This is a genomic window from Clostridium sp., from assembly GCF_016650095.1.
GTDB lineage: Bacteria > Bacillota > Clostridia > Clostridiales > Clostridiaceae > Clostridium_AD.
Genome location: NZ_JAENWL010000237.1, coordinates 1 through 5,952, shown reverse-complemented (window position 1 = coordinate 5,952; position 5,952 = coordinate 1). Strand labels below are relative to the sequence as shown.

The window sequence follows — 5,952 nt, the reverse complement described above, 5'->3', positions numbered from 1 at the left end:
TTTGTTGTTGCTGCATAGATTTTTTTTGTTTAAAAGACATTGGTGAAAGTACTAATTTTACACCTACGGTAAGTAAAACTATTGCGAGTCCCCAATCTCCAGTATAATTAAAAATTGAATTTAATAAACCGCTTAAAAAATTAAAAATGATGTTCATTTTTATCCTCCTTCGAATAATTTTGGTTAAAACATCATTTCCATTTTTAAACGTTCTGAATATATCCAAATACAATACTTCTCATAAATTATATAATCTTCTGGTAGTAGTTTTTTTATAAATTCAAGCCACTGAATTAAAATATTGTTTGTAACATTTTCTTCAGCTTCATTTTTAATATTTCTATAGGAATATACTGCATAAGAGAATATACTTGTAAAACATATTACTAAAAACATTAGCTCAATTACATTTATCAAGTCATAATTCAAATTACACACCTCCTCGTCTTCTATATTAAATCATTATAGCATTATCAATTTAATTTTAAACGATATCTTTCTGTAAATTGTTAATTTGTTCACATAAGATAATTTATAATCAAAATTAAGGCAGGATTATCCTGCCTTAAAATTATCTTTTAATATTATTTAGCTCATATACTTCAGCTAATTTTTCGAACGCTGGTAGGGAATTTTGTATTTTATCAAAAGCTATACAGTAAGATAATCTTACATGACCTGGGCAGTCAAAGGCTGATCCTGGCACTAGTAATAGGTTGAATTTTTTTGCCTCTTCGCAGAACTTTTTATCATCCGCTATTGGTGTTCTAATGAATAAATAAAATGCACCTTGTGGTTTTACACAAAAGAAGCCTATTTTTATAAGATGGTCGTATAAAATATCTCTGTTCCTCTTATATATATTCACATCAACTTTAGCATCCAGGCAATTTGCAATAACCCTCTGGAAAAGTGATGGTGCATTTACAAATCCTAAGATCCTGTTAGCCACATTTAATGACATCATTATATCATTAATGCAATCCATATTTGTATTTGCAACTATATACCCTATTCTCTCTCCAGGCAGTGATAATGATTTACTATATGAATATCCAATAAATGAATTTTTATAGTATTTTAAAATACATGGGACGAAAGCATTATCATAAACTATTTCTCTATATGGCTCATCAGATATCAGATATATGCTTGTACCAAGTTCCTCTTCTTTTTCTCGAAGTAATTTTGCTAAATCTTGTATAACCTTTTCGCAGTACACAACACCTGTTGGATTGTTTGGTGAATTAATAATAATTGCTTTTGTTTTACTATTTATTTTATCTTTTAGCACCTGTATATCAGGTTCGAAGGTGTCCATATCTGTTGAAACAACCACAAGCTTTCCATCAAAATTATTTACATAGTTTCTGTATTCACCAAAAAACGGTGCGAAAACAATAACTTCATCCTCTGGGTCAAGTAAGGTTTTTAACAAAACATTTAATCCTCCAGCAGCTCCACAGGTCATAACTATGTTACTGCATGAAATATTTATATCATGTTTCTTGTTTAAAAACTCAGCTATTTTAGATCTAACATCTTCATATCCAGAATTATTCATATATCCATGTACAAGATTGGGCGCGTCTTCATTTAATATTTTATTAACTGCAAGTTTAATACTTTCGGGAGGTGCAACACTTGGATTTCCCAAGCTGAAATCAAAAACATTTTCTTCTCCGTAAATATTAGATAATCTTGTACCTTCCTCAAACATAGCTCTTATTACAGAACTATTAGCCACTAAATCCTTCATTTTTTTAGATATCATTTTTAGTCCCCTTTTATTTTTTATTTACTATGGTTAGTGTAGCGATTAATGATTTAACTATCACCCATGCTGGATCATAATAAAAAGAGGGGCATAAGCCCCTCTCCAGTGATATCAGGCAATTTTTTTCTATTTAAAATTTATTAAAAGTTCTCCGGCCTTTACCTGTTGTCCTTCTTTAACATTAATTGACTCAACAACGCCTGCAACTGAGGCGCTTACCCTTGTCTCCATTTTCATAGCCTCCACTACCATTAATGGTTGATTTTCAGTTACTGTATCACCTTCTGTTACAAGGATAGATAAAACAGTTCCCGGTATAGGTGATCCAATCTCTAGAGGATTTGAAGAATCCGCCATTTCTATAGCTTGGAAATCTTGCAGAACTTTGTTGTTTCTGTCTTTTATTTTTATTTCTCGTCTATTACCATCCACCTCAAAAACAAGAACTTTGTTACCTTCTAAGTCTAACTTACCAATGTGCACGAGCTTTATCATATAGGTTTTTCCATCAGCAATCTCCGCTTCGCAGGTTTCACCCTCATCTAGTCCATGGAAATAAATATCACTTCCGATTCTACTTAAATCTCCAAACTCCTTTTTGTATTTTATATAGCCATCAAATACCTCAGGGTATAACGAATAACTTAGTATATCTTTTTTATTTGGAGTAATATTAAATTTCTCTATTAAATGTTTTTCTATCAAACTGAAGTCTTCATCAGGAAGTAATTCACCAGGCCTACAGGTAATTGGCTCCTCGCCCTTTAAAACTAATCGCTGAAGCTTTTCTGGAAATCCTCCCATTGGTTGACCCATCATCCCTTTAAAGTATGCTACAACGGAATCTGGGAAAGACATATTAGTTGCTTTTTCATATATATTCTCTGGCGTAAGCTCATTTTGAACCATAAATATTGCAAAATCTCCAACCATCTTAGAGGATGGAGTTACCTTTACAATGTCCCCTACCATTTCGTTTACCATTCTATACATTTCTTTTATTTCATTAAATTTATGCCCAAGTCCGAAACTTTCTACTTGAGGTTTAAGATTTGAGTATTGGCCTCCTGGAATCTCATATCTATAAATTTCAGCAGATCCAGATTTAAGTTCCGATTCAAACTGATAATAAACTGGTCTTACTGCATCCCAATAATCTGAAATCTGTTGTATTCCTTTTAAATCTATACCAGTATCCCTGTCAGTGTTCTTAAGTGCCGCAGCAACTGAGTTTAAAGCTGGCTGGCTTGTAAGCCCTGACATACTGTTAAAAGCAGTATCTACAATATCCACACCCGCTTCGGTCGCCATCAGAACTGTAGCAACTCCATTTCCTGTAGTATCATGGGTATGAAGATGAATAGGCATTCCTACTTCTTGCTTTAGTGCACTTATGAGCTTAAATGCCGCATGAGGCTTAAGTAATGCTGACATATCTTTTATTCCTAAAATATGAGCTCCTGTTTTTTCAATTTCCCTTGCTAACTTAATATAATAGTCTAAATTATATTTATCTTTTTTATTATTTAAGATATCTCCTGTGTAACAAATGCAAGCTTCTGCAATCTTACCACTTTTAATAACTTCATCAATTGAAGTTTCCATTCCTTTTAGCCAGTTTAGAGAATCAAAAATTCTAAAAACATCAATACCTGTATCTGCAGATTCTTTAATAAATTCACGAATTATATTATCCGGATAATTTTTATATCCTACTGCATTTGCTCCACGTATTAACATTTGGAAAAGTACATTAGGAATTCTCGATCGTAGCTCTGTTAGCCTTTCCCAAGGTGATTCATTTAAATATCGGTATGCTACATCAAAAGTAGCACCTCCCCACATCTCAAGTGAAAACAAATCTCCCCCATAAACAGATGTAGCACTTGCTATCTTTAACATATCCTTTGTTCTCATTCTGGTTGCCATTAATGATTGATGAGCATCTCTCATCGTAGTATCTGTTAACAGTAATTTGTTTTGATCTTTAATCCAATTTAAAAGACCTTCTGTCCCTTGTAGATCTAAAATCTGTTTTGTACCACTCAAGTTTTTTGGTATTATAATTTTAGGAACTACAGGTACATCATAAAGTTTTTTAGAACCATTAGATTCATTTACCATTTTTTCCCCAATAAATTTTAGCACTCTGCTTTCTCCATCTGCGCGAGGTGAAATAGATATTAATTCAGGATTTTCTTCAATAAAACCGGTATTGCATTCTCCCTTTAAAAAAGTAGGATGATTTAATACGTTAATTAGAAAACCTATATTAGTTTTTACTCCTGTAATTCTGGTTTCCTCCACAGCTCTAATAGACTTCTTTATAGCATCTTGAAACGTTCTAGACCACGATATGTTTTTTACAAGTAAACTATCGTAGTAAGGACTAATTACTGCACCAGCGAAACCATTACCACCATCTAGTCTTATTCCAAATCCTGAACCTGTTCTATATTCTTCTATTTTTCCAGTATCCGGTGCAAAATTATTTGAAGGATCTTCTGTTGTTATCCGGCACTGAATAGAATAGCCGCGAACCTTAACATCTTCTTGAGAATAGATTCCAATCTTTTCGGAATCTAAAGCGTAATCTTCTGCTATAAGTATTTGACTTTGAACTATATCAATACCTGTTACCATTTCTGTAACGGTATGTTCGACTTGAATTCTAGGGTTCATTTCTATAAAATAATGATCTCCATGAGTATCTACTAAGAACTCAAGGGTTCCAGCACTTCTATAATTTACTGATTTAGCTATTTTTAAGGCGTCATTGCAGATTTCATTTCTTTTTTCTTCAGATATTGAAAAAGCTGGAGTGTATTCTACAACCTTTTGATGCCTTCTTTGAATAGAGCAATCTCGCTCATGCAAATGAACAATATTACCAAATTTATCTCCAAGAACCTGTACTTCTATATGTTTAGACTTTTCAAGATATTTTTCTATAAAAAGAAGGTCAATACCAAAAGCTTTCTTTGCTTCATTTTTAGCACTTCTATAAGAAGAGGCGAGTTCTCCTTCGTTTCTTACAATTCTCATACCTCTCCCACCGCCACCAGCAATTGCCTTTAGCATAACAGGATATCCACATTTTTCTGCAAGTTTCTTTGCTTCATCTAGTGTTTCAATATTCTTTTCATCTCCAGGTATCGTAGGAACTCCTAGTGCATTTGCCACTATTTTAGATTTAATTTTGTCTCCCAGTTTATCCATCATTTCCGACGTAGGTCCTATAAATTCAATACCTGCATCAGCACACTTTTTCGCGAATTCAGGATTCTCTGATAAGAAGCCATATCCTGGATGAATGGCATCTACTCCTTTTTTAAGTGCAAGACTGATTATCTCATCAATATTTAGATATGCCTCAACAGGATTTCTATTTTTCCCAATTAAATAAGCTTCATCTGCCTTAGTTTTGAACAACGAATATCTATCCTCATTGGAATAAATTGCTACCGTACGAATTCCAAGTTCATTACAAGCTCTAAAAACTCTTATGGCAATTTCACCTCTGTTTGCTACCAGTACTCTTTTAAACTTCTTCACTTTTATGACCCCCTATTTTAGCCTTATCCACTTCATTATTCATTATCAAATAGAATACAGTATTTTCAACAAAAATGCAATTAAATCATTCACTTAGATACTGAAATTTAGAGATTCACCATTAGTTCAATTTTATTTGCCATAGTCACACTTATATCCTAGTTTAAAATATAATTTTTCATATGGTTAGTATGTGCAATTACTCCTAAGCAAGATATTCTTTCTCAAATCCTTATCTATAAAGGAAAAATAGATAAAAAAATCCTTAAAATCAATAATTTAAATTATGATTGGATTGAGAAGGAACTAAAATCTAATAATATTGATAATATAAGTGATATTTATTTAGGACTTTTAACTTCAAATAAAAAATTATATATAAGTCCTTAGAAAGGAGTTTAAGTTGAGGGTTTTTGGCGTTATTAAAGATATTTCACTAATGGGATATGTCATGAGGACCTTTGTAGTAGGTATAATAATTTTTTTGTAGGAAGATATGTATCAAAAAGAACTGTAAGTCAACTTACAGCGTATGATTTCGTATTGGTATGGGTACTTGGAGCCCTTACAGTTGCACCATTATTGGATGGAGAGATTTCCTTTACATATATAATTGTTCC

At 32.5% G+C, this 5,952-nt stretch carries 4 protein-coding genes; 1 reads left to right on the top strand and 3 read right to left on the bottom strand.

Going from position 1 to position 5,952, the window contains the following annotated elements; all coding sequences use genetic code 11:
- Positions 1–183 precede the first annotated feature (183 nt).
- The 3 genes from JJE11_RS13105 to JJE11_RS13095 form a co-directional block, all read right to left on the bottom strand.
- The gene (locus tag JJE11_RS13105) at positions 184–429 is read right to left on the bottom strand and encodes a hypothetical protein (RefSeq protein ID WP_291636326.1); all 246 of its coding nucleotides are present in this window, start codon (positions 427–429) and stop codon (positions 184–186) included.
- A gap of 142 nt (positions 430–571) precedes the next feature.
- Positions 572–1,774, bottom strand: coding sequence for a pyridoxal phosphate-dependent aminotransferase (locus JJE11_RS13100; RefSeq protein ID WP_291636324.1), 1,203 nt, complete (start codon positions 1,772–1,774; stop codon positions 572–574).
- Positions 1,775–1,903: 129 nt separating this feature from the next.
- On the bottom strand, positions 1,904–5,332 hold the full coding sequence (locus JJE11_RS13095; RefSeq protein WP_291636322.1) for a pyruvate carboxylase: 3,429 nt from the start codon (positions 5,330–5,332) through the stop codon (positions 1,904–1,906).
- A 180-nt stretch (positions 5,333–5,512) separates the two neighbouring features.
- On the opposite strand from JJE11_RS13095, the gene JJE11_RS17770 reads away from it, so the two are divergent.
- Positions 5,513–5,722: a YetF domain-containing protein gene (locus tag JJE11_RS17770; protein ID WP_366927931.1), complete on the top strand. Its 210-nt coding sequence runs from the start codon at positions 5,513–5,515 to the stop codon at positions 5,720–5,722.
- Positions 5,723–5,952: the final 230 nt, after the last annotated feature.